17 protein-coding genes, 1 tRNA gene and 1 riboswitch are annotated in these 19,381 nt (G+C 62.6%); of the genes, 10 read left to right on the forward strand and 8 right to left on the reverse strand.

Annotated features, from left to right (window positions below; translation table 11 throughout):
• The first annotated feature begins 34 nt into the window (after positions 1-34).
• Together ACIQTW_RS11360 and ACIQTW_RS11365 are read left to right on the forward strand one after the other, a co-directional pair.
• Complete coding sequence (locus ACIQTW_RS11360; protein WP_402936891.1) at positions 35-535, forward strand: metallopeptidase family protein; 501 nt, start codon at positions 35-37, stop codon at positions 533-535.
• Between the two features lie 10 nt (positions 536-545).
• Entirely contained in the window at positions 546-1,466 is a 921-nt protein-coding gene (locus tag ACIQTW_RS11365; protein WP_402936892.1) for a cation diffusion facilitator family transporter, read from the forward strand.
• A 7-nt stretch (positions 1,467-1,473) separates the two neighbouring features.
• On the opposite strand, the gene ACIQTW_RS11370 is transcribed toward ACIQTW_RS11365, so the two are convergent.
• A complete protein-coding gene (locus tag ACIQTW_RS11370) occupies positions 1,474-4,251 on the reverse strand; it encodes a PEP/pyruvate-binding domain-containing protein (RefSeq protein ID WP_402936893.1) in 2,778 nt (925 codons plus the stop codon).
• A gap of 19 nt (positions 4,252-4,270) precedes the next feature.
• Entirely contained in the window at positions 4,271-5,308 is a 1,038-nt protein-coding gene (locus tag ACIQTW_RS11375; protein WP_402936894.1) for a universal stress protein, read from the reverse strand.
• Between the two features lie 418 nt (positions 5,309-5,726).
• Here ACIQTW_RS11375 and ACIQTW_RS11380 point away from each other — a divergent pair, with 418 nt between their 5' ends.
• The gene (locus tag ACIQTW_RS11380) at positions 5,727-6,419 is read left to right on the forward strand and encodes an FAD-binding protein (protein WP_402936895.1); all 693 of its coding nucleotides are present in this window, start codon (positions 5,727-5,729) and stop codon (positions 6,417-6,419) included.
• Between the two features lie 119 nt (positions 6,420-6,538).
• Here ACIQTW_RS11380 and ACIQTW_RS11385 read toward each other — a convergent pair whose 3' ends face one another.
• Positions 6,539-7,336 carry an NlpC/P60 family protein gene (locus ACIQTW_RS11385; RefSeq protein ID WP_402936896.1) on the reverse strand — a complete coding sequence of 266 codons (798 nt, stop codon included), beginning with the start codon at positions 7,334-7,336 and terminating at the stop codon, positions 6,539-6,541.
• 3 nt (positions 7,337-7,339) lie between these two features.
• Positions 7,340-7,531, reverse strand: a riboswitch (cyclic di-AMP (ydaO/yuaA leader).
• Positions 7,532-7,681: 150 nt separating this feature from the next.
• Positions 7,682-8,314 (reverse strand): copper resistance protein CopC, encoded by a 633-nt coding sequence (locus tag ACIQTW_RS11390; RefSeq protein ID WP_402936897.1) that lies wholly within the window; start codon positions 8,312-8,314, stop codon positions 7,682-7,684.
• A 114-nt stretch (positions 8,315-8,428) separates the two neighbouring features.
• Here ACIQTW_RS11390 and ACIQTW_RS11395 point away from each other — a divergent pair, with 114 nt between their 5' ends.
• The 5 genes from ACIQTW_RS11395 (at position 8,429) to ACIQTW_RS11415 (ending at position 12,218) form a co-directional block, all read left to right on the forward strand.
• Positions 8,429-9,871 carry an NCS2 family permease gene (locus ACIQTW_RS11395; protein WP_017198999.1) on the forward strand — a complete coding sequence of 481 codons (1,443 nt, stop codon included), beginning with the start codon at positions 8,429-8,431 and terminating at the stop codon, positions 9,869-9,871.
• 155 nt (positions 9,872-10,026) lie between these two features.
• Entirely contained in the window at positions 10,027-10,983 is a 957-nt protein-coding gene (hutG, locus tag ACIQTW_RS11400) for a formimidoylglutamase (protein WP_402936898.1), read from the forward strand.
• A gap of 69 nt (positions 10,984-11,052) precedes the next feature.
• Positions 11,053-11,532, forward strand: a complete 480-nt coding sequence (locus tag ACIQTW_RS11405; protein WP_402936899.1) for a hypothetical protein — start codon at positions 11,053-11,055, stop codon at positions 11,530-11,532.
• A gap of 173 nt (positions 11,533-11,705) precedes the next feature.
• Positions 11,706-11,776 (forward strand) — tRNA-Cys (locus tag ACIQTW_RS11410).
• A gap of 220 nt (positions 11,777-11,996) precedes the next feature.
• Entirely contained in the window at positions 11,997-12,218 is a 222-nt protein-coding gene (locus ACIQTW_RS11415; protein WP_017198995.1) for a hypothetical protein, read from the forward strand.
• A 187-nt stretch (positions 12,219-12,405) separates the two neighbouring features.
• On the opposite strand, the gene ACIQTW_RS11420 is transcribed toward ACIQTW_RS11415, so the two are convergent.
• The 3 genes from ACIQTW_RS11420 to ACIQTW_RS11430 all read right to left on the reverse strand — a co-directional run bounded on the left by ACIQTW_RS11420 (position 12,406) and on the right by ACIQTW_RS11430 (position 16,183).
• Positions 12,406-12,654 carry a hypothetical protein gene (locus ACIQTW_RS11420; RefSeq protein ID WP_402936900.1) on the reverse strand — a complete coding sequence of 83 codons (249 nt, stop codon included), beginning with the start codon at positions 12,652-12,654 and terminating at the stop codon, positions 12,406-12,408.
• Between the two features lie 200 nt (positions 12,655-12,854).
• Positions 12,855-14,447, reverse strand: a complete 1,593-nt coding sequence (gene hutH / locus ACIQTW_RS11425) for a histidine ammonia-lyase (RefSeq protein WP_402936901.1) — start codon at positions 14,445-14,447, stop codon at positions 12,855-12,857.
• 8 nt (positions 14,448-14,455) lie between these two features.
• On the reverse strand, positions 14,456-16,183 hold the full coding sequence (locus tag ACIQTW_RS11430) for a urocanate hydratase (RefSeq protein WP_402936902.1): 1,728 nt from the start codon (positions 16,181-16,183) through the stop codon (positions 14,456-14,458).
• Positions 16,184-16,345: 162 nt separating this feature from the next.
• On the opposite strand from ACIQTW_RS11430, the gene ACIQTW_RS11435 reads away from it, so the two are divergent.
• Positions 16,346-16,783, forward strand: coding sequence for an SRPBCC domain-containing protein (locus ACIQTW_RS11435; protein WP_402936903.1), 438 nt, complete (start codon positions 16,346-16,348; stop codon positions 16,781-16,783).
• On the opposite strand, the gene ACIQTW_RS11440 is transcribed toward ACIQTW_RS11435, so the two are convergent.
• A complete protein-coding gene (locus ACIQTW_RS11440; protein ID WP_402936904.1) occupies positions 16,780-17,586 on the reverse strand; it encodes an IclR family transcriptional regulator in 807 nt (268 codons plus the stop codon). The two genes, ACIQTW_RS11435 and ACIQTW_RS11440, sit on opposite strands and share 4 nt — an antisense overlap.
• A 271-nt stretch (positions 17,587-17,857) precedes the next feature.
• Here ACIQTW_RS11440 and ACIQTW_RS11445 point away from each other — a divergent pair, with 271 nt between their 5' ends.
• A complete protein-coding gene (locus ACIQTW_RS11445) occupies positions 17,858-19,318 on the forward strand; it encodes an amino acid permease (RefSeq protein ID WP_402936905.1) in 1,461 nt (486 codons plus the stop codon).
• Positions 19,319-19,381 lie beyond the last annotated feature (63 nt).

Genomic DNA, 19,381 nt, shown 5'->3' on the forward strand with positions numbered 1-19,381 from the left:
CGCCAATGATGCCCAAGCGGACTAAAGTCGAATCATGCCCGCGAATCTCCCTCCCGGCCTGCCAATAGTTCCCGACGGCGAGCGCCCTTCATCGCCGTTACGGGAACGGAATGCGGTGCACAGTCCTATTGAGCATGCCTCTGTGGAAGAGGCCCCTGTTTCGGCGCCTTATGAGATGTCGCCCGAAGACTTTGAAGAAGCCGTCAGCGACGCCTTGCAGTTGATCCCGCCCAAAGCGGCGAGCGCCATGGATAATGTGGCGATCTTCATCGAGGACGACTACACGCCGCAACCAGGCGAAGATCCGGACACCGTGCTGTTGGGACTCTATGAGGGAGTTCCGCTGACTGAACGCGATTCCTGGTGGGAGGCAGGTTCCCTCCCTGACCGGATCACGATCTTCCGCCAACCCATCCTGAACATCTGCAGCACCCGCGAAGAAGTCATTGATGAGGTGGCCATCACGGTGGTCCACGAGATTGCGCACCACTTCGGAATAGCCGACGACCGCTTGCATGAGCTCGGCTGGGGCTAGCCTTATAGGCATGGGGCACGACCACAACCACTCCCACGGAGTCACAGCAACCGGCAAGCACCGGAAACGGCTTATTGCCGTTCTCGCCATCACCCTAGGTGTGGTGGGCATCCAAGTTGTAGGCGCCGTCGTGTCCGGATCATTGGCCCTGCTGGCCGATGCCGGGCACATGCTCTCCGACGCGGCAGGTGTGTTCATTGCCCTGATGGCGGCGTGGATTGCCACCCGGCCCGCGAGTGACCAGCGAACCTACGGCTACCAACGGGCCGAGGTTCTGGCTGCCTTGGCCAACGCACTGATCCTGATCGTCATCGCCGTGGTGATCATGATTGAAGCCATCCGCCGCTTTGGCGAGCCAACCGAAATCCAGACGGATGTCATGCTGTGGGCCGCCATTTTGGGTGCTGTGGCCAACCTCGTTTCCTTGTTGATCCTCCAAGGCGCGCAGAAGGAAAGCCTCAATGTCCGCGGTGCCTACCTTGAAGTCCTTGGTGACCTCCTTGGCTCCATCGCCGTCATCGTTGCGGCTGTGGTGATCATGACCACGGGATTCAGCGCTGCCGACCCACTGGCGTCCGTGCTGATTGCCCTCATGATCATTCCGAGGGCCTGGCATCTGCTGCGCGACGTTGTGGATGTGCTTTTGGAAGCCACTCCCAAGGGTGTTGATGTGAACATGATCCGGGAGCACATCGTTGCCGTGGACGGAGTGGTTGATGCCCATGACATCCACATCTGGACCATTACATCCGGCGTTCCCGTGTTCTCAGCGCACGTGGTGGTGGAGGATGCGGTCCTCAACGCCAGCGGGGCGGACAGCATCCTGGATCAGCTGGGCTCCTGCCTTGGCCGGCACTTCGACACCGAACATTGCACTTTCCAGTTGGAACCGGCGAGCCACTCCGAGCACGAGTCGCACCAGCACGCCTGAGACTGTTTCACAGCCCGGAGTTTTCGGTGCTGACCGTCCCGGCAGCGCCGTCAACGGTGATGTGCTGGCCTGTGCTGATGCGGGAGGTGGCGTCCGGCACGCCCACAACTGCAGGGATACCGTACTCACGGGCCACCACAGCTCCATGCGAGTTGGCTCCTCCCATCTCCATGACCAGCCCTCCCGCAGTGAGGAACAGTGGCGTCCAACCAGGGTCCGTTGATGGTGCCACCAAGATTTCCCCCGGTTCCAGGTGGGCACCCACAGGATCCATGATGACGCGCGCAGGAGCGGACACCAGACCCGCCGACGCCGGACTGCCGGACAACGCGCCAGGGCGCTGCTCACCTTCGTTCCGGCCGGGCGTGGCCTCAGGTTCAGTCCCGTCAGACAACAACACCCGTGGAATGTGCCTCCGGCGTAGTTCCTGCTGGTAGGCAGCACGACGCTCAGCAATGACCTCGTGGAGGTCCCCTCCTGCCAGGGCGATCTCGACGTCGTCGAGGTCCAGGAAGAAAATGTCGTCAGCACGTTCGATCCGCTGTGCTGCCGCCAGCTCATTCCCGATCAGGAGCAACTGCTTCCTGGCAGCTGACAGGCCCAGAACCAGGTTGTACTTGGGCAACTCCCGCAGCCCGGCGAAGCGCCGTGTTCGGTCCAAAGCAAGTCTCACGATCACGGCGTGCAACGGACTCTTCAACCGGGCGCGGGCCACGAAACGCGCTACCTGTTCATCGGCGTCGACGGCTGCTTGTTTGAACTGTTGGTCAGGCGATTCGGCGTCGTCGGAGAGCCTCAAATAGTTGGTTATGACACCGAGGATGTGCGTAGGGTCATCGGACCAGCGGGGCATGCCAAGGTCGATCTCTGCAACCGCCCTGTGTCCATATTTCTGCAGGAACCTCTCAAGACCGGTCTGTGCAGCGGCCGGGAGCTCGACTGCCCGATACTGTTCCGCCAACTCTGCCGGCGTTTGGCCAACCATGGAAGCAACGGCAGCCGGATCCTCACGGATCTCAGAGGCCACTTGCCACAAAGCCAGATCCATCTCCGTAGTGACGTTGTTAGGTAGGCCACGGACTACTGTTTGCAACTCGCTGTAGGGCGCTTGGTCGCCAAGAATCCGCCGCACCAGTGCCAACATCGCGAAGCCGAGAGCAGGCAGAGGCAGGACTTGAGGAACCGTCGCGAACACTTCCTCTCCCAGTATTCTCTGGACGTGGCCGAGCCGCTGGTGGGGTGTGGCTTCACTGGGGACGGAGAAGGTGCTTCGTAACTCCGTGTTGAGCCGATCCACACGCCGAGTTGCTGTGCTTGGGCGGAACAGACCGCGGAACAGTGACTCGGGGACACGGTACTTAGCCGCCACCGGAGCCACATGGCGAATCAGTTTCATGGGTGTCTTGATAGTCACAGCGAAGCGGTGGTCGCCAAAAAGTTCACGCATAATGGCTGCGGAACGGGCTTCCATGACGTCAAAAACCCGTGGCACGATTGTCCGGCCCACCCGGCTTCGCAGCACCGCGCTGAAGTCGAAGAAAATACGTTGTCCGGCCTCGTAGTAGGGAGGCGGACCTGACCGGGGATCGGACACGTCGAAAGCCGCCGTCTGGGCGACGCTTGAGGCTATCAGCCGGATGCCGGCCAACCCCATGGGCGTCAGAGGCCTGGTGAGGCCTTGCGCGAGGCTGAAGTTCAGGAACGCGTGCTCGCCGGGAGTCGGGGGCGTACGCGTTGTTTGCGGGTACAACGTGGTGATGGGCCTCGCCTGCGTCAGCCACAACTTTCCGTCGTCGTCGATTGCCCACTCGGTGTCTTGCGGAGCGCGGTAATGCTCTTGGACCTCAAGGCCCAGCTTGGCTAGCTGGAGGACCTGACGGTCACTGAGGCATGGCTGCGGTGGCGGGCTCTCAAACCCGGTTTGGCCGGGGCGTTCCAAGCGTTCCGTGCCACCGCCAGGCGTGGCACGGATCTCCACCTGCCTATCTCCCACGGCCCTTTCCACAATGACACTACGATGGCCGTCCACAACGTAATGATCCGGATTCACAGCACCCGAAACTACCGCCTCCCCTAAGCCAGGACTGGCATCAATGACGGTTTCATAGCGATTCCCCGTCACCGGGTTGGCGGTAAACATGACGCCCGCGGTAACGGCATTCACCATTTCCTGCACAACCACAGCGAGGGACACAGTTCCGTGGTCGATCCCGTTGGTGCTCCGGTACGCCACTGCACGATCTGTCCACAACGATGCCCAGCAGCGGCTCACGGCATCAAGGACTGAGTCAATACCAACGACGTTCAGGTAGGTGTCCTGCTGCCCCGCGAAGCTGGCGAAAGGCAAGTCCTCTGCAGTGGCCGACGACCTCACTGCGACAGGGACGTTGTCCCCCAAATCTTCGTAGGCAGACCGTACGGCTTCGGCGATCCCATCGGGTACCCCGGCGCCGAGCACCCAGGACCGGGCACGGGCGGCAAGCTCATTGAGCTGGTCCAAGTCGGGGGCGTCCATCCCGGAGGCGCTGGCCTCAGCCAAAGCTGCAAAGACAACCTCCAGCCCAGCACCTGAGAGCGCCTGCCGGTATGCATCAGTTGTGAGGCAGAATCCGCCAGGCACGGGCAGGCCAGCGCTGGCCAGTTCGCCCAAGTTGGCTGCCTTGCCACCAACGCGGGGAAGCATGGTTCCCTGGATTTCGGCGATGTCCAGAACCAACTGCGTATCGGACGCGCCACGCCCCTCGTCGTGTTCCTGCGACGGCTCCCCGGGCTGCTTCTTGTCCATGGACGTAACCGGCTCCGGCTTAGGCAGCGCCGAGCATCGGCCCAAACTTCTGACGGTCAGCGAGTCGCGGATCCTCACGGTCCGGGACAACCATTACCGGTCCCTTGGAGTGGTGCAGGACTCCGTCCGATGTAGAACCCAGCAACATCCCCGCGAAGCCGCCACGGCCCCGCGTACCCAGAACCACCAGCTCGACGCTGCGGCTGGTTTCCACCAGAACATCAACGGGGGAACCATCCCGGAGTTCCGTTTCCATGGGCAATGAAGGGAAGTGGCTTCTGAGCCAATCGGCCCCGGCGTCCAGTTGGACTTTGATATCCGCAAACAAGGCGTCCCTGTCCAAGGGGGCCGGTACCCATGCCAGGGAACCGCTGTACTGCGGCACAGCACAAATCACCCGGAGTTTCGCCCCCATGCGCTGTGCCTGCTCGGCAGCTTCGAGCACGGCCACACGGGCCTGCTCAGAACCGTCCACGCCTACGGCGACCACGTTTTCCACGGTACGTGGGCCCGCCTTGGCGTGTTCAGCCTTGATGTGTTTGTCCTCAGTGCTTTCACCAAGGCGGTCGGCACAGTAGAGCGGCACTGTCACCGTGGGGCATTTGGCGTGGGCGGGCAAGGCGCTGCTGACCGAGCCAAGCAAACGCCCGACGAACCCGCCGCGACCCCGGCTGCCGAAGACAAGGAGGGCGGCCTCGCTGGAGAGGTCCAACAGGACACCAGCGGCGTCGCCGTTCTCGACAGAAGCGTCGACGTCGATGGCATATCCGGAGACCTTCTCCAGGGCCTGCCGAACGATCGCATCCGCGCCCTCACGAATCACGGAATCGTCAACTGTTGCGTAGCCGCCATCCAGCCCGGAGGCGGCGAAGATGGGCACGGAATATGCCGTGACGATATGCAGGGGAAGTCGCCGACGTTCAGCCTCCCGCGCGGCCCAAACCAAAGCACATTGACCATGCTCTGAGCCGTCCACTCCCACCACGATGCCACCTGGTTCCACAGCCTGATCCTGGCCGTCCTGTGGCTCTTCACTGTGTCTGCCGTGCTGGTCCATGGGGGCCTGCCTCTCCACCTACTGCTTGATGTTCCGGCTATTCTGCCAGAGGTTCTCCGCGTCGGATTCCCTCACTGTTTCATTGTCAATGGCCGGAGCAGGAGAAACCGGGAAATTTCTCCTCCCAATGCCAACTATTCTCGGTCAGCAGTAGCGAATCAAGGCGACATCGGGCTATGTGCATAACGGTCCGGGCTCGGTTCCCGGGCTCTCACATTGCGCTGCGGACGAACACACAAAACGCGCAGTCGCGGAGGCTATCCATGGCCGAAAAAGTTCGGTAGTGTTCGAGTCACCGAATGGCCGGCAAACGTGTTTCACACCACACACTCCGGCCATTTATTTGCGGCCGCTTGGGGAACTCGGACGCGATCCCACGCGATGCCGAAAGGCACACACGTCAAGGAGGAACCAAGCAGTGTCACTCACGCCTGATTCCGGCACGGAGCGCACCACCACCGTGGTCATCGGAGCCGGCCTGTCCGGCTTGGCAGTTGCCAGTGAGCTCAGCCGCTATGGCGTGGGCTCAATCGTCGTGGACGGGTTCGGCGCACTGTCCACCACAGGTCCTTCCGTCCATACAGGCATGCTTCAACGCACTGAGGTGGCCGATCCTGCGGCCATGCAGGAACGCAACGAGATCCTCCGACACCTGCGGAACTACGCCGCCAACCATCAACTGGACGTTCGCAACACCACCCGCGCCGTCCGCCTTGATTTCCTGGGTTCGGACCCCTCCCGGCAAATCGGATACGGACTGGCCGCAAGCATGACCACAGCCGGCCTGAGGACCGGACTCCACGTATCCGGCCCCCTCGAATCCACTCCACGCCAATGGGCGGTCCACACAGCGAACGGCGTCCTCCTGGCGGACCACGTAGTAGTGACGCGCTGCGCCCAAAGCCAGTTACGCCGCATGCTCGCCGAACTTGGAATAGCCGTTGGCCAAAACTTCGCGGCCGCCATGCGGGCGGTAGGGATGCACCTGGTGGGCGTTGGGGACCTTATCACCCCGTCTCCCAAGGAAGTGCTGCGGCAAGCCAAGGCAGTGGGCCAAGCCATCTCCTCCAAGGTGGCCCTACCCGCAGGTCCGGGCATCGCCCTCGCCTAGGGGCACGCCGCCTAACTTTTCCTGCTGAACATAAACAAACAGAACTTAACGCCAAAAGCCGGTGCCTTCAAAGAAATTACTCTTTGAAGGCACCGGCCTTTGAACTGAAGCGTGAGGCTTTATGCGCCAGCGCGTACGTAGGTCAGGGGACCCGTTGCGGTCAACCAGCTGATCGGGTGGATGCCCGTCTGGTTGCCGTTGATGCCACCGCTGATTGCCTGGCCGTTGCCGATGTAGATAGCAACGTGGCCGGACTGGACGATCATGTCACCGGGCTGGGGGGTGCTAACAACCTTGCCGTAGTTCATGAACTGCATGGGACCGAGGTCGCCTACCGGGATGCCTGCGGAGCCAAGGGCCTTCTCGACCATGGCGGTGCAGTCCTGGAAGACACCGATCTGTGCGTAAGCCGAGGCGACCATGGCTGCGTTGACGCCGCCAGCGGCGGGGGCAGCAGCTGCAGGAGCAGCGGCAACCGGTGCAGCGGCAACAGGAGCAGCGGCGACCGCAGCCTTAGCGGCGACGGGTGCTTTTGCAGCAGCAGTGGTGACGGCTGCCTTCTTGGCCACGGGGGCCTCAACAACGGGAGCCGGCTTTTCGATGACCGGAGCTGCTACGGAAGCAACGGCCGGACGCTCGAAGTTGACGGTAGCCGTTGCCAGAGCGGTAACAACCTTGGTGGGTGCCTCGGAAACGGTCTCAGCGACCGTTGCGGGGCTGGAGTCGCGCTGAACCGGAGCCTCAGCTGCGTGAGCAGCAATGGAGCCGGTCAAAACGAGGCCCGAGGCTGCTGCGATAACAGCTGCCTGGCGGCCAGCGCCGGAAGCGTTGCTGGCTACTGCCTTCGAGATGGAGATGAACGGATTAGGACGTACGCTGTCCGCCTTACGACGGCCGCGAAGAATGCGTGAAGACATGAAAGAGCCTCTCCCGATGCCTGCGAGGTTAGCTGTCGGATTCGGATGGGAGTCACCCGGCCACTATCCCCCGCTGTTCAGCGGAAGCTTCGTGACTTCACCCCAAGGCACGCTCGAAAGCGACCTAAATTGGGTTCCCCGTCTCTGCCGTAGGTTTGTCTGCGAACGGATTCCGGACTGCGGCAGAGCTAGGCAATCAGGCCGGAAGTGCCCGCTACGTGGAACAGGCACAGGTACTACCGTACGCGATGATTCCACCGAAGTCACATTTAAGTAACGGGAAGTGGGCTTCTGGCGTGTCGCAGTATCCGTTTCGAGATATTCGCAGGTACGTAGAAAACCGCGTTATTCCGCGGAAGTATCGCTGTCCGGGCCGTTGAAAGCGGCAAGTTTCTTCCGCGCGGTAACAGCAAGGTAAATAACGAGACCCACAGCAACAACGGCCAATCCAACAATGCTCCAAGGGAAGGGCTGCGAGGCGTCAGCGGCAGGCTCACTGTTGCCCGTCCCCGGCGCCGCTGTACCGGCCGTGGGGACAGTGGCTGACGGCGCTGATGCCGACGGCGAGGCACCCACCGGGCCAGTCGCCGTCGTCGTGCTTCCCGCGGTGGCGGTGAACGTGAAGGTGCCCTCGATGGGGTGGGAATCCGAGCTGACTACGCGCCATACCACCGTGTATTCACCAGCGGGAGCACCCTGGCGAAGCTTTTGAACAGCCTGGTTGTCGATGATTTCGACCGGACCGTCCGCCCAGTTCTCACCGGCGGCCGTCACGGTTACACCGGAACCGATCGCGAGCGGGCGGTTGTTGAACGTGATGGAGACCGACGCCGGAACTTCCGCAACGCTGGCACCATTGGCTGGCGCGGTTGACTCGGCGACGTCGTGCGCGGACGCCGGAGCCGCGGAAAACAGCAAGGCGGACGCGAAGGCAAGGGCAGCGACGACGGCGGCCAGAAGCGGGCGGATGGTACGCATGGGGCGGTTTCTCCTAGTGTTGGCTTCCTTACAGACTAGGCGAATCGTTCAGAGGGCCCACACCGGACAACATAGGATTTGAGGGCAAACTCCCCTCGATCCCCGGAGACCTTCATGCTGAAACAAGGTTCTGCAATCGACCGCTACTTCAAAATCTCCGAACGTGGGTCCACGTACTCGCGGGAAATCCGTGGCGGCTTCGCGACCTTCTTCGCCATGAGCTACATCGTGGTGCTGAACCCGCTGATCCTCTCCGGACCTGACTCGAGTGGCGCTTCGCTGGGCTTCACGGCCGTGGCAGCCACCACGGCGTTCGTTGCCGGCATCCTGACCATCCTCATGGGCGCGTGGGCCAAACACCCGTTTGCCGTGGCCACAGGCTTGGGCGTCAACGCCTTCGTGGCAGTCACGGTGGCCTCCCATCCCGGGTTGACCTGGCCGGACATGATGGGGCTCGTGGTGTTGTCGGGCGTCACTATGCTCATCCTGGTGCTGACCGGTTTCCGGACAGCCGTGTTCAAGGCAGTTCCGGAGGCCCTGAAGACGGCAATTGTTGTGGGCATCGGACTCTTTATCGCTCTCATTGGTCTGGTCAACGCCGGTTTCGTCCGCCGCATCCCTGATGCCGCCGGGACCACCGTTCCGCTGGGCTTGGGCGTGGACGGCAAGCTCATGGGCTGGCCGACACTCGTTTTCGCAGTGGGCTTGATCCTGACCATCGCACTGGTGGTCCGAAAGGTCCGTGGCGCCATCCTGATCGGCATCGTGGTCTCCACCGCGCTGGCCGCGATCCTCGAATTTACGCTGCACATCGGACCAAGCTTTGACGGAACCAACGTCAACCCCCGCGGCTGGTCCCTGGTGGCTCCCACACTCACCGAATGGGGCGCCCCTGACCTGTCCCTCATTGGCAAGGCCAACCCTTTCGGTGCATTTGAACACCTTGGCTTCATCGCTGCGGCCTTGCTGGCCTTCGTGATCCTCCTGAGCATCTTCTTCGACGCCATGGGGACGATGGTTGGGCTGGCCAACGAGGCCGGAACCGTGGACAAGGACGGCAACATCCCCAACGTTGACCGTGTTCTCCAGGTGGACGCCCTCGGTGCAATCGTGGGCGGCGGAGCCTCCGTTTCCTCCAACCAGATCTTCGTCGAGTCCGGCGCCGGCATTGGTGAAGGCGCCCGAACAGGCCTCGCCTCGATCGTCACCGGTGTCCTCTTCCTTGTGGCCATGTTCTTCACGCCGCTCATCAACCTGGTGCCGTTCGAGGCCGTGGCCCCGGCCTTGGTGGTTGTGGGCTTCATGATGGTCTCCCAGGTGGGGAAGATCGATTGGCAGGACTGGGGCGTTGGAATCCCCGCGTTCCTGACCATCGCCCTCATGCCGTTCACCTATTCAATTGCCAACGGCCTCGGCGCCGGCTTCATCTCCTACGTCCTGATCCGTACGTTCCAGGGCCGCGCCCGCGAAGTCCACCCCTTGATGTGGGCTGTGGCAGCCGCGTTCCTGCTGTTCTTCGGCATCGGAACTGTGGAGGAGTTGTTGGGCGTCAAGTAGGTCCTCGCCGAGATGGCATTTGATGCCAATGTTTAGCGCGAACATTGGCATGATGTGCCATCTCGCGGCGCGTTCAGGGACCATGATCCGGAATTCCAGACACGCTCTCTGCGCCACGGCTGGTGCTAAGAGCTTGGCTCGGGTGTGCTTGAAGCATGGGATTTAAAACCGCCACTAGCCTCACAGTCGATGTCTCCCCTGCCCCTTGGACAGGTCGTTTTGATGGCGATGCCGTTGAGCACCGACGGTGGTGGCAAGCCGTAGCTCCCCACGAAACGTCTGCCGCCGAAGCAGCCTCGCGACCCGCCGTCGTGCTTGGCTTTTGCAGCGACGCCGGCGTCCTCCGGAACCAGGGACGCGTGGGCGCTGCTGCCGCTCCGGCCGCCATCCGCTCTGCGCTGGGGCCGCTGGCCTTCCACCTTGATCGTGACGTGTTCGACGCCGGTGATGTGGTTGTGGAGGACGACTCACTGGAGGCGGGCCAAGAGCGCGCCGGACGCGCCATCTCGGGACTGCTCGACGCCGGAAACCTCACCGTGGTCCTCGGCGGGGGCCACGAGACCGCCTTCGCCAGCTACTTGGGCGTGGCTGGCTCCACAGCAGTTCGTGGCAAGCGACTGGGTGTGCTGAACCTGGACGCGCACTTCGACCTGCGGGATGAACCGACGCCGAGCTCAGGGACGCCCTTCCTGCAGATGGCCCGCGCGGAAGCCGCCGGGGGGCGTGAACTGCAGTACGCCGTCGTCGGCATCTCGGAGCCAAACAACACGCGAACGCTCTTCGACACCGCCCAACGTTTGGGTGTGAAATACCTACTCGATGAGCAGTGCACTCCGGAAGCAGGAGAAGTCTTTGTTGCCGAGTTCCTGGCCGGGATAGACGCGTTGTACCTGACCATCGATCTGGACGTGATGCCGGCGTCGGTGGCGCCCGGGGTGAGCGCGCCCGCTGCGTACGGTGTGCCATTGCCGGTGATAAGTGCGATTTGCAGGCAAGTTGCTGCCAGCGGAAAGTTGCTTCACTTGGACGTGGCAGAGCTGAATCCGGAGTTCGACATTGATTCCCGGACCGCGAAGGTCGCCGCGCGGCTGATCAACACCCTCTTGGCGTAGACAGACGTTTGGAAGGCCCTGTTCCTGGGCACGTTCCTCCACATAGCCTGTGTGGAGGAAAGGACAGCGATGCGCACACCTCTTGTGCAGGAAAAGTGGGCTTGGGTTACGGGGTTCTTAGCGGTGGCCCTTGGATTGGCCGCGCACATGCTGGCTGGCGGCAGCATTCCCGCCGTCCCCGTGCTTCTGGGCTTCGCAGCACTTTGCTGCCTGGCGGCTCAACTCGTTGCCCGCTGGGTGCACTGGCCCCTGCTGTTGCTGCTGTTGTCCGGCCTTGCCCAACAGTTGCTGCACCTGGGTTTTGACGCCTTTGGTGGGTACTTTCCCGGTAGCGGGTTCCTGGATCACTTGCACGGCGGCCAGCTGGACGTGCCCGCAGAAGCCGGAGCCGCCCCAAGTGGCGGTTCAGTCCACCTCATGCTCTACACCCACATGGCCGCCGCAATTCTCACACTCCTCCTGGCGTCCGGGGTCACTAAGCTGGCCGAGATGAATGCCAAACACCGCGTTGGCACGGATCCCGCGCTTGTCCGCGGATCCCGCCCTTGAACGTGTCGCTCAACGAACAAGCCGCTGATCCAGGGCGCAGGGGCACAGATCAGCCGTCATTGACCGCAACGGAAAGCCACACAGCGTAGCCCGACGAAACCACCCGTAGCCCTGCGAAAGCCTGGGAAATGAACTTTGATCCAGCCGCGCCCGGACGCCTAGTGTCGTTTGCACGTGGTGTACCCGAGAGGCCAGGGAGCTGCCTGCAAAGCAGCGCACGCGGGTTCGAATCCCGCCACCACGTCTTGGGGCGCAAACCTCCCCGCGAGGTGGCATTTAATACCAATGTTCCGCTCAAACATTGGCCTTAAGTGCCATCTCGCGGAAGTGGGGCCGTAACTCCGACAGGGTCCACCGATGAGACCCGCATCACGGGCCTGCCGGTCATCTTACAAATACTTGACGCCCACCCCCTATGATTGATGGGTCGCCCTCGCATGCGGCAAGTAATAGGAGGCCCCCAAATGACCCCTGCAATGATTGCAGAACGCGAAATTCGCCTGTCCTTCTCGAAGGCAGACGAAATCCACGACGGACTCGACCGCGCCGTGGATGCCCTGATCGAAAACGCAGCAGCAGACGCTAACTGCGGCATTCTGGTGACCCGGCACGAGCCCGGCACCTACACCGTGGCTCTGGACGAATCCGTTCCCTTCGGTCAGACCCGGGAAGTACTCGCTGCCTGATTGCCACCCCTGAAGGCACACACGGCAGCGAACAAAAAACCGGGGCCCGTTCCCCTTCCGCATCTACTACCCGCGGAAGGGGAACGAGCCCCGGTTTCTGTTTTAACAACTATCCCGACCCAAGTAGGTCGCATTTAAGGGCGTTTTGAGCGCTCAATACGCCCTTAACTGCGACTCAGTTGGGTGCCTACGCCCGGCGGAGAGTCACGCCGTCGGACTTCATGAACAGTTCCTTACCCTCTTCGGTAACGCCCGAACCCGAGTGCTCAAGCCATACAACGTTCCCGCTTCCGGAGACTTCCTCGATCCGGCCGGCGGCGATCACGTGGGCGTATTTGACCACTTCCACCCGCTCGCCAACTTTCAGCGTCTTCCAGTCGGTAACCGTAGCCGTGTGAGCGCTTCGCCTGGACAGGACTGCTCCGCGTGCCTTCATTGAACTTCTACCCCTTTGTGGATGTTCTCTGTTGTGTATTGAGTTGTGTGAAACGGTTGACCGTCAGGCCCACGACATCGTTGGCGTGGACGTGACGTACACCATAAGTTTTACTACATTTGCCACGCCCCGGTGCTTGCGTTGCGAACAAAGACCGGGGCGTGACAAATATGCCCATCAAATGAGCGTTTTATTCGACGTCAGGCCAAAATCCCGACGGCGGATTCGGCGGCCGCGCGGACCGCGCCGGAGCCAACCAAACGGTCAGCTGCTTCCAGTTCCGGCGACAGGAACCGGTCGGTACCCGGGCCTTGGACCACTTCACGAAGCACCTCAAGCACGGCCGTACCGGCGGGACCCGGGGTGAGTTCGCCGTCGGACATTTGCGTCCGCATGTCAATAGCGCGGGCGCTGGTGACAAGCTCGACGGCGAGCACGCGGCGGAGGTTCTCCACCGCCTTGCGCAGCTTCCGGGCAGCGTGCCAGCCCATGGACACGTGGTCTTCCTGCATTGCGGAGCTCGGGATGGAGTCCACGGATGCCGGAACGGCGAGGCGCTTGTTGTCCGAAACCAGGCCTGCCTGCGTGTACTGGGCGATCATCAGGCCGGAATCGACGCCGGGGTCTCCTGCGAGGAAAGCCGGAAGTCCGTGCGAGCGGGCCGGATCAAGCATGCGGTCCGTGCGGCGCTCGGCTATGGAGCTGAGGTCCGCCACAGCGATGGCCAGGAAGTCCAGGACGTAGGCCACGGGAGCTCCGTGGAAGTTGCCGTTGGACGTGACGCGGCCGTCGGGCAGGACCACCGGGTTGTCGATCGCTGCAGCGAGTTCGCGGGAAGCCACCAGCGCGGCGTGGTCCACGGTGTCACGGACAGCCCCGGCAACCTGAGGGGCACAACGCAGGGAGTAGGCGTCCTGGACCTTGGTGTCGTTGATCCGGTGGGACGCGACGATGGGCGAGTTGGACAGCACGCGCAGCATATTGTCAGCGCTGGCAGCCTGGCCCGGGTGGGGACGCAGTGCTGCGTGGACCTCCGGCAGGAACACCTGGTCCGTGCCGAGCAGCGCCTCGACGCTGAGCGCGGCGGTGACGTCCGCCGTCGCAAGCAGCAAACGGATATCGGCGATGGCCATCAGGAGCATGCCCAGCATGCCTTCGGTGCCGTTGACGAGGGCCAAGCCCTCTTTCTCAGCGAGGGTGACCGGCTCGATGCCGTGCTGCGCGAGCAGCTCAGCGACAGGCGGCTTGCCAGCGGTTCCGTACAGTTCGCCGTCGGGCCCCGTTGCTTCACCTTCGCCCATGAGGACCAGCGCGCAGTGGGACAGCGGCGCGAGGTCGCCGGAGCAACCCAGCGAACCGAACTCACGCACCAGCGGTGTGATGCCCGCGTTGAGGACATCCACCATGGTCTGCAGGACCACGGGTCGAACGCCTGTGCGGCCTGATGCCAGGGTTTTGGCGCGGAGGAACATGATGCCGCGGACCACTTCGCGTTCCACGGCCGGACCCATGCCGGCGGCGTGGCTGCGAATCAGCGACTTCTGCAGCTGCGTGCGGAGATCGTTGGGGATGTGGCGGTTGGCCAGCGCGCCGAAGCCCGTGGAGATGCCGTAGGCCGGGACGTCGCTGGTAGCGAGCTCGTCAATGTGGGCGCGTACCTTGGCGACGTTATCCAAGGCGTCTTGCGAAATGGTCACCTTGGCGTCGTGGCGGGCGACGGCGACGACGTCTTCCGGGGTGACGCCGCTGGAGCCGAGGGTGACGGTGAGCTGTTCGTGGGTTGTGGTAGTCACTTTGTTGCCTACTTCTCGTTCATGGGGATGCGGACGCCGCGTTCGTTGGCGACCTCGACGGCGCGGGGGTAGCCGGCGTCGACGTGGCGGATGACGCCCATGCCGGGGTCGTTGGTCAGGAGCCGTTCGAGCTTTTCCGCGGCCAAATCGGTGCCGTCAGCGACGGAGACCTGCCCGGCGTGCAGGGACCGGCCGATCCCGACACCGCCGCCGTGATGGATCGACACCCAGGTAGCACCCGAAGAGGTGTTGAGCAGGGCGTTCAGCAACGGCCAGTCAGCAACCGCGTCCGAGCCGTCAGCCATGGACTCGGTCTCCCGGTACGGAGACGCGACCGAACCGGAGTCCAGGTGGTCACGGCCGATCACGATCGGGGCCTTGACCTTGCCCTCCTTGACCAACTGGTTGAACAACAACCCGGCCTTGGCCCGTTCACCGTACCCAAGCCAGCAAATACGTGCCGGCAAGCCCTCGAACTCCACCCGGTCCGCAGCAGCGTCCAACCACTTGTGCAGGTGCTTGTTCTCCGGGAACAACTCCTTGATGGCCTTGTCCGTCACGGCAATGTCTTCCGGGTCCCCGGAAAGCGCGACCCAACGGAACGGGCCCAGACCCTCGCAGAACAACGGACGAATATACGCCGGAACGAAGCCGGGGAACTCAAACGCCCGCCCGTACCCGCCCGTGCGTGCCTCGTCACGGATCGAGTTCCCGTAATCAAACACCTCAGCACCGGCGTCCTGGAACTCCACCATCGCCTGGACCTGCCGTGCCATGGACGCCTGGGCCTTCTTCGTGAACCCTTCCGGATCCGCCTCGGCCTCAACATGCCACTCCGCCACGGTAATACCCTCCGGAAGATAGGACAGAGGATCATGGGCACTGGTCTGGTCCGTGACCACATCAAAGGTCACTTCCCCGGCCTTATGCCGACGCAGCAGTTCCGGGAAAACCTCGGCCGCGTTGCCCACATACCCCACAGACCAGCCGCGGCGCTCGTCCTTCGCGGCTTGGACCTTCTTGATCGCAGCATCCAGATCCGTTTCGACCTCGTCCAAGTACCGCTTCCCCACACGACGACGCAGGCGGGACTCGTCGACGTCGACAATCAGGCACGCACCGTCGTTCAATGTCACCGCGAGCGGCTGGGCACCGCCCATGCCACCACAACCACCGGTCAACGTCAGCGTCCCCGCAAGAGGTCCTTCCATGGAACCCTCTGCGGCCGGCGCCGGGTGACGGCCCTCCGCAGCGAGCTTATTCCCCACCGCAGCGAACGTCTCATACGTGCCCTGCAAGATGCCCTGGGTACCAATGTAAATCCACGACCCGGCCGTCATCTGCCCATACATCATCAAACCCTCAGCCTCGAGCCGGCGGAACTCAGGCCACGTCGCCCAATCCCCCACCAGATTCGAGTTCGCCAACAACACCCGCGGAGCCCACTCATGAGTACGGAACACACCCACCGGCTTACCCGACTGCACCAGAAGCGTCTCGTCCTTCTCCATCGACTCCAACGTCCGGGTAATCGCATCAAACGCAGCCCAAGAACGGACAGCACGACCCGTGCCGCCGTACACCACCAAATCATCCGGACGCTCAGCAACCTCCGGATCCAGGTTATTCATCAACATGCGCAACGGCGCCTCGGTCTGCCACGACTTGGCAGTAAGCTCAGTACCCCGCGCGGCCTTAACCGGACGGGCACCAGTAGTGAAATCGGCGGGTGCCATGGTGACTCCTTCGTCTGTGGGAAGTATGTGGTGGAAAGATCTTCTGCTTCTACTAAAGCCCCTTTATCCTGCGGCCGGAACGGCTTTTGGAGTGGTGCTGTCCGGGATTACAGACCCACTCAACCCTTCGCATTCGCGCGACAAAAAGAGCATGCTGGACCCATGGGAACGCACCGGGTAACCACGCTCGTCGCCGCACCGCCCGAGCGCGTCTTCGCTGCTTGGACGGACTTGGACCGGTTCCCGGAATGGATCGGCGGAGTAACCCGCGTGACGGACCGCGTGGGCTCCACCGACCAGGTCGGCAGCCGCTACACGGTCTGGTTCGGGCGGATGGCCAGCCCCACCGAAATCCTTGCCGTCACGCGGCCTTGGCACATCCGCACCCGCTTCGGCAATGCAATCCTGAAGGGCGAGTCCGATGTGAGGTTCGCAGCCGAGGGCGGAGGCACACGCATCCGGCAGGAGTTCGTGACCCGCGGATTCATCTCAGCGATCTTTGGGCGCCTCTTCGCCATGGGGTCGTACCGCGGTAGCTTCCAGGGTGAGCTGGAAACCTTCCGCAAACTCGTCGAGCGCGATGCCTCGGGGCCGGGTTAGCCAGCCGGACGCCCGTGAATCCGCACCGACAGTTCGTCTGCCGCTTTCCGGATGCGGGCAGCCAGGACCGGCCATTGCTCAGCCGGCACTTTGTCCTCCAGGAACGTGACGGCGACTGCCGCCGTCGGCCATCCCACATGGTCCGTCACAGCGGCCGCGATGGAACCGAAGCCCGGGGTGATTTCGCCATTTTCCGTGGCGTAGCCGCGTTGCCGAACCTGATCCAGATGGGATGACAAGGCGGAGTACTTCATGATGGGAAACTCGACTTCGTGCCGCGAGGTGAAGGCAGCGGCGTTCGGGTAAAGAGCGCGCACCTGGGACTTTGGCAGGGCGGCCAGGATAGCGCGGCCCGAGGCAGTGAGGTGGCTGGGCAGGCGGACGCCGACGTCGGTCACCAGGCTCGGGCGGTTCTTGGCGCGTTCCTCCACGATGTAGAGAACGTCGCGCCCGTGGAGCACCGCCAAGTGCGCGCTCTCACCGATCACGTCCACCAGCGAAGCGAGCATAGGGCGTCCGAGCCGGGACAACGGCTCCTGCCGCGAGTACGCCGAGCTGAGCTCGAACGCGCTGATGCCAAGCCCGTAACGCTGTTCCTCGTGCAGGTGGAGGACGAAGCCGTTCGCCTCCATCACGCCGAGCAGATGGTACACGCTGGATCGCGGCAAGCCGAGGGCTGTTGCAATGTTCGACGCCGCCATGGGACCGCGGCGCGAGGCCAACAGCTTCAGGATGCGCAGCGTATTTTCGGCGGCCGGGACTTTGGACGTGGCTTTACCTGGGGCGGTTGGCGTGCTTGTCATGGTTCCTCGCTGCTCGGATTTCGGGATCGTCGAACCATTGCTGTCCGGTATCCCGTACTCTAGCGTGCCCCCTTTGCAGGCCAATCACCAGCACGGACCGGCCAGCAGCGTCCGGAATACCGGACACTCCCGGATGATGCTCCCGATGGGCGTCCGCCGTCAGCCCACTGTCTGCGATCAAAGACACCAAACCCTCGTGAGTCCGATCACAAGGCGCCCAAAAGTGATCTGCTGGATAGCGATCCCCTCCCAAAGACGAGAAGGTTTTACTATGCAACAAACCAAGCTGGCTGCGGAGAGCTCTGTCCTCCAGGCCGCAGGTACGGCGCTCAGCCGAGGCCTCAACGTCCGTCACATACGCTTCATGGCTCTCGGATCTGCAATCGGCACCGGCCTCTTCTACGGCTCGGCCTCCGCCATCCAGAAAGCCGGTCCTGCCGTCCTGCTGGCCTACATCATCGGCGGTGCGGCCGTGTTCATGGTGATGCGCGCCCTCGGTGAGATGGCTGTCCGCCACCCTGTGTCCGGCTCGTTCGGCCAGTACGCAAGCAAGTATCTGGGCCCGTTCGCCGGGTTCGTGACCGGGTGGACGTACGTGTTCGAGATGGCGATCGTGGCCATAGCCGATGTCACCGCCTTCAGTATCTATATGGGATTCTGGTTCCCACAGGTGGACCGATGGATCTGGGTGCTCGCCATCATCCTGTTCCTGGGCGCCATGAACCTGCTCAGCGTGAAGGTGTTCGGCGAACTCGAGTTCTGGTTCTCGCTCATCAAGGTGGTGGCAATTATCGCCATGATCGTGGGCGGTGCAGCGATCGTTGCCTTCGGCTTCCAAACGGGCGACGGCGGCGGCGTGGCACCGGGGCTTGGGAACCTTGTTAATCACGGCGGTTTGTTCCCGAACGGTTTCGAGGGGCTCCTGGCCGCGTTCGCCGTCGTGATGTTTGCCTTCGGCGGGATCGAAACGATCGGTATCACGGCGGGCGAAGCCACAAACCCCAAGAAGGTCATCCCGCAGGCAGTTAACACTGTGCCCGTCCGCGTTTTGTTGTTCTACGTACTGACCTTGGGCGTACTCATGAGCATCTTCCCGTGGAACGAAATTGGAAGCAGCGGCAGCCCGTTCGTGCAGATCTTCGATGGCCTGGGCATTCCTGCCGCCCCTCACATCCTCAACGCCGTGGTTATCACGGCCGCTCTTTCGGCGATCAACAGCGACATTTTCGGGGCCGGACGCATCCTGTTCGGCCTCGCCCAACAAGGACATGCGCCCAAGAGCTTCAGCAAGATTTCCCGGCACGGTGTTCCGTGGATGACCGTGGTGATGATGGGCGGCATCCTGCTGGTGGGCGTCATCCTGAACGCCGTCATACCTGAAGACGTGTTCGTGCTCATCGCTTCCATCGCCACCTTCGCCACTGTGTGGGTTTGGGTGATGATCCTTGCTTCGCACGTCGCCATGAAACGGGAGATCAAGCGCAAAGACCTGCCGGCGTCGGAATTCGGTTCTCCGCTGTGGCCCGCTGCGTCGATCCTGACCATGGCGTTCATGGCCATGGTGATCGTGATCCTGGGCGTTTTCGAGGACACGCGGGTTGCTTTGTATGTAGGCGGTTCCTGGCTCGTACTCCTCTTCGTGGCTTACAAGCTGTGGGTCCGCGGAGGTGGCCTGCGCCGGGCGGAGCTTGTGGACGAGACGTCGTCGATCCCTGTGGTGAAGGCACCGTAGTTCCGCGCCGAGACGGCAGATAACCCCCATGTTTTTGAGAAACATGGGGGTTATCTGCCAACT

Origin of the sequence: Paenarthrobacter sp. NPDC090517 (genome assembly GCF_044769165.1) — a bacterium.
Taxonomy (GTDB): domain Bacteria; phylum Actinomycetota; class Actinomycetes; order Actinomycetales; family Micrococcaceae; genus Arthrobacter.

Excerpts from the sequence above, each read along its gene's own strand:
- ACIQTW_RS11360 (WP_402936891.1), top strand. The coding sequence starts at position 35 with ATGCCCGCGAATCTCCCTCCCGGCCTGCCAATAGTTCCCGACGGCGAG.
- ACIQTW_RS11365 (WP_402936892.1), top strand. The coding sequence starts at position 546 with ATGGGGCACGACCACAACCACTCCCACGGAGTCACAGCAACCGGCAAG.
- ACIQTW_RS11370 (WP_402936893.1), bottom strand. The coding sequence starts at position 4,251 with ATGGACAAGAAGCAGCCCGGGGAGCCGTCGCAGGAACACGACGAGGGG.
- ACIQTW_RS11375 (WP_402936894.1), bottom strand. The coding sequence starts at position 5,308 with ATGGACCAGCACGGCAGACACAGTGAAGAGCCACAGGACGGCCAGGAT.
- ACIQTW_RS11385 (WP_402936896.1), bottom strand. The coding sequence starts at position 7,336 with ATGTCTTCACGCATTCTTCGCGGCCGTCGTAAGGCGGACAGCGTACGT.
- ACIQTW_RS11390 (WP_402936897.1), bottom strand. The coding sequence starts at position 8,314 with ATGCGTACCATCCGCCCGCTTCTGGCCGCCGTCGTCGCTGCCCTTGCC.
- ACIQTW_RS11395 (WP_017198999.1), top strand. The coding sequence starts at position 8,429 with ATGCTGAAACAAGGTTCTGCAATCGACCGCTACTTCAAAATCTCCGAA.
- hutG (WP_402936898.1), top strand. The coding sequence starts at position 10,027 with ATGGGATTTAAAACCGCCACTAGCCTCACAGTCGATGTCTCCCCTGCC.
- ACIQTW_RS11405 (WP_402936899.1), top strand. The coding sequence starts at position 11,053 with ATGCGCACACCTCTTGTGCAGGAAAAGTGGGCTTGGGTTACGGGGTTC.
- ACIQTW_RS11415 (WP_017198995.1), top strand. The coding sequence starts at position 11,997 with ATGACCCCTGCAATGATTGCAGAACGCGAAATTCGCCTGTCCTTCTCG.
- ACIQTW_RS11420 (WP_402936900.1), bottom strand. The coding sequence starts at position 12,654 with ATGAAGGCACGCGGAGCAGTCCTGTCCAGGCGAAGCGCTCACACGGCT.
- ACIQTW_RS11430 (WP_402936902.1), bottom strand. The coding sequence starts at position 16,183 with ATGGCACCCGCCGATTTCACTACTGGTGCCCGTCCGGTTAAGGCCGCG.
- ACIQTW_RS11435 (WP_402936903.1), top strand. The coding sequence starts at position 16,346 with ATGGGAACGCACCGGGTAACCACGCTCGTCGCCGCACCGCCCGAGCGC.
- ACIQTW_RS11440 (WP_402936904.1), bottom strand. The coding sequence starts at position 17,586 with ATGACAAGCACGCCAACCGCCCCAGGTAAAGCCACGTCCAAAGTCCCG.
- ACIQTW_RS11445 (WP_402936905.1), top strand. The coding sequence starts at position 17,858 with ATGCAACAAACCAAGCTGGCTGCGGAGAGCTCTGTCCTCCAGGCCGCA.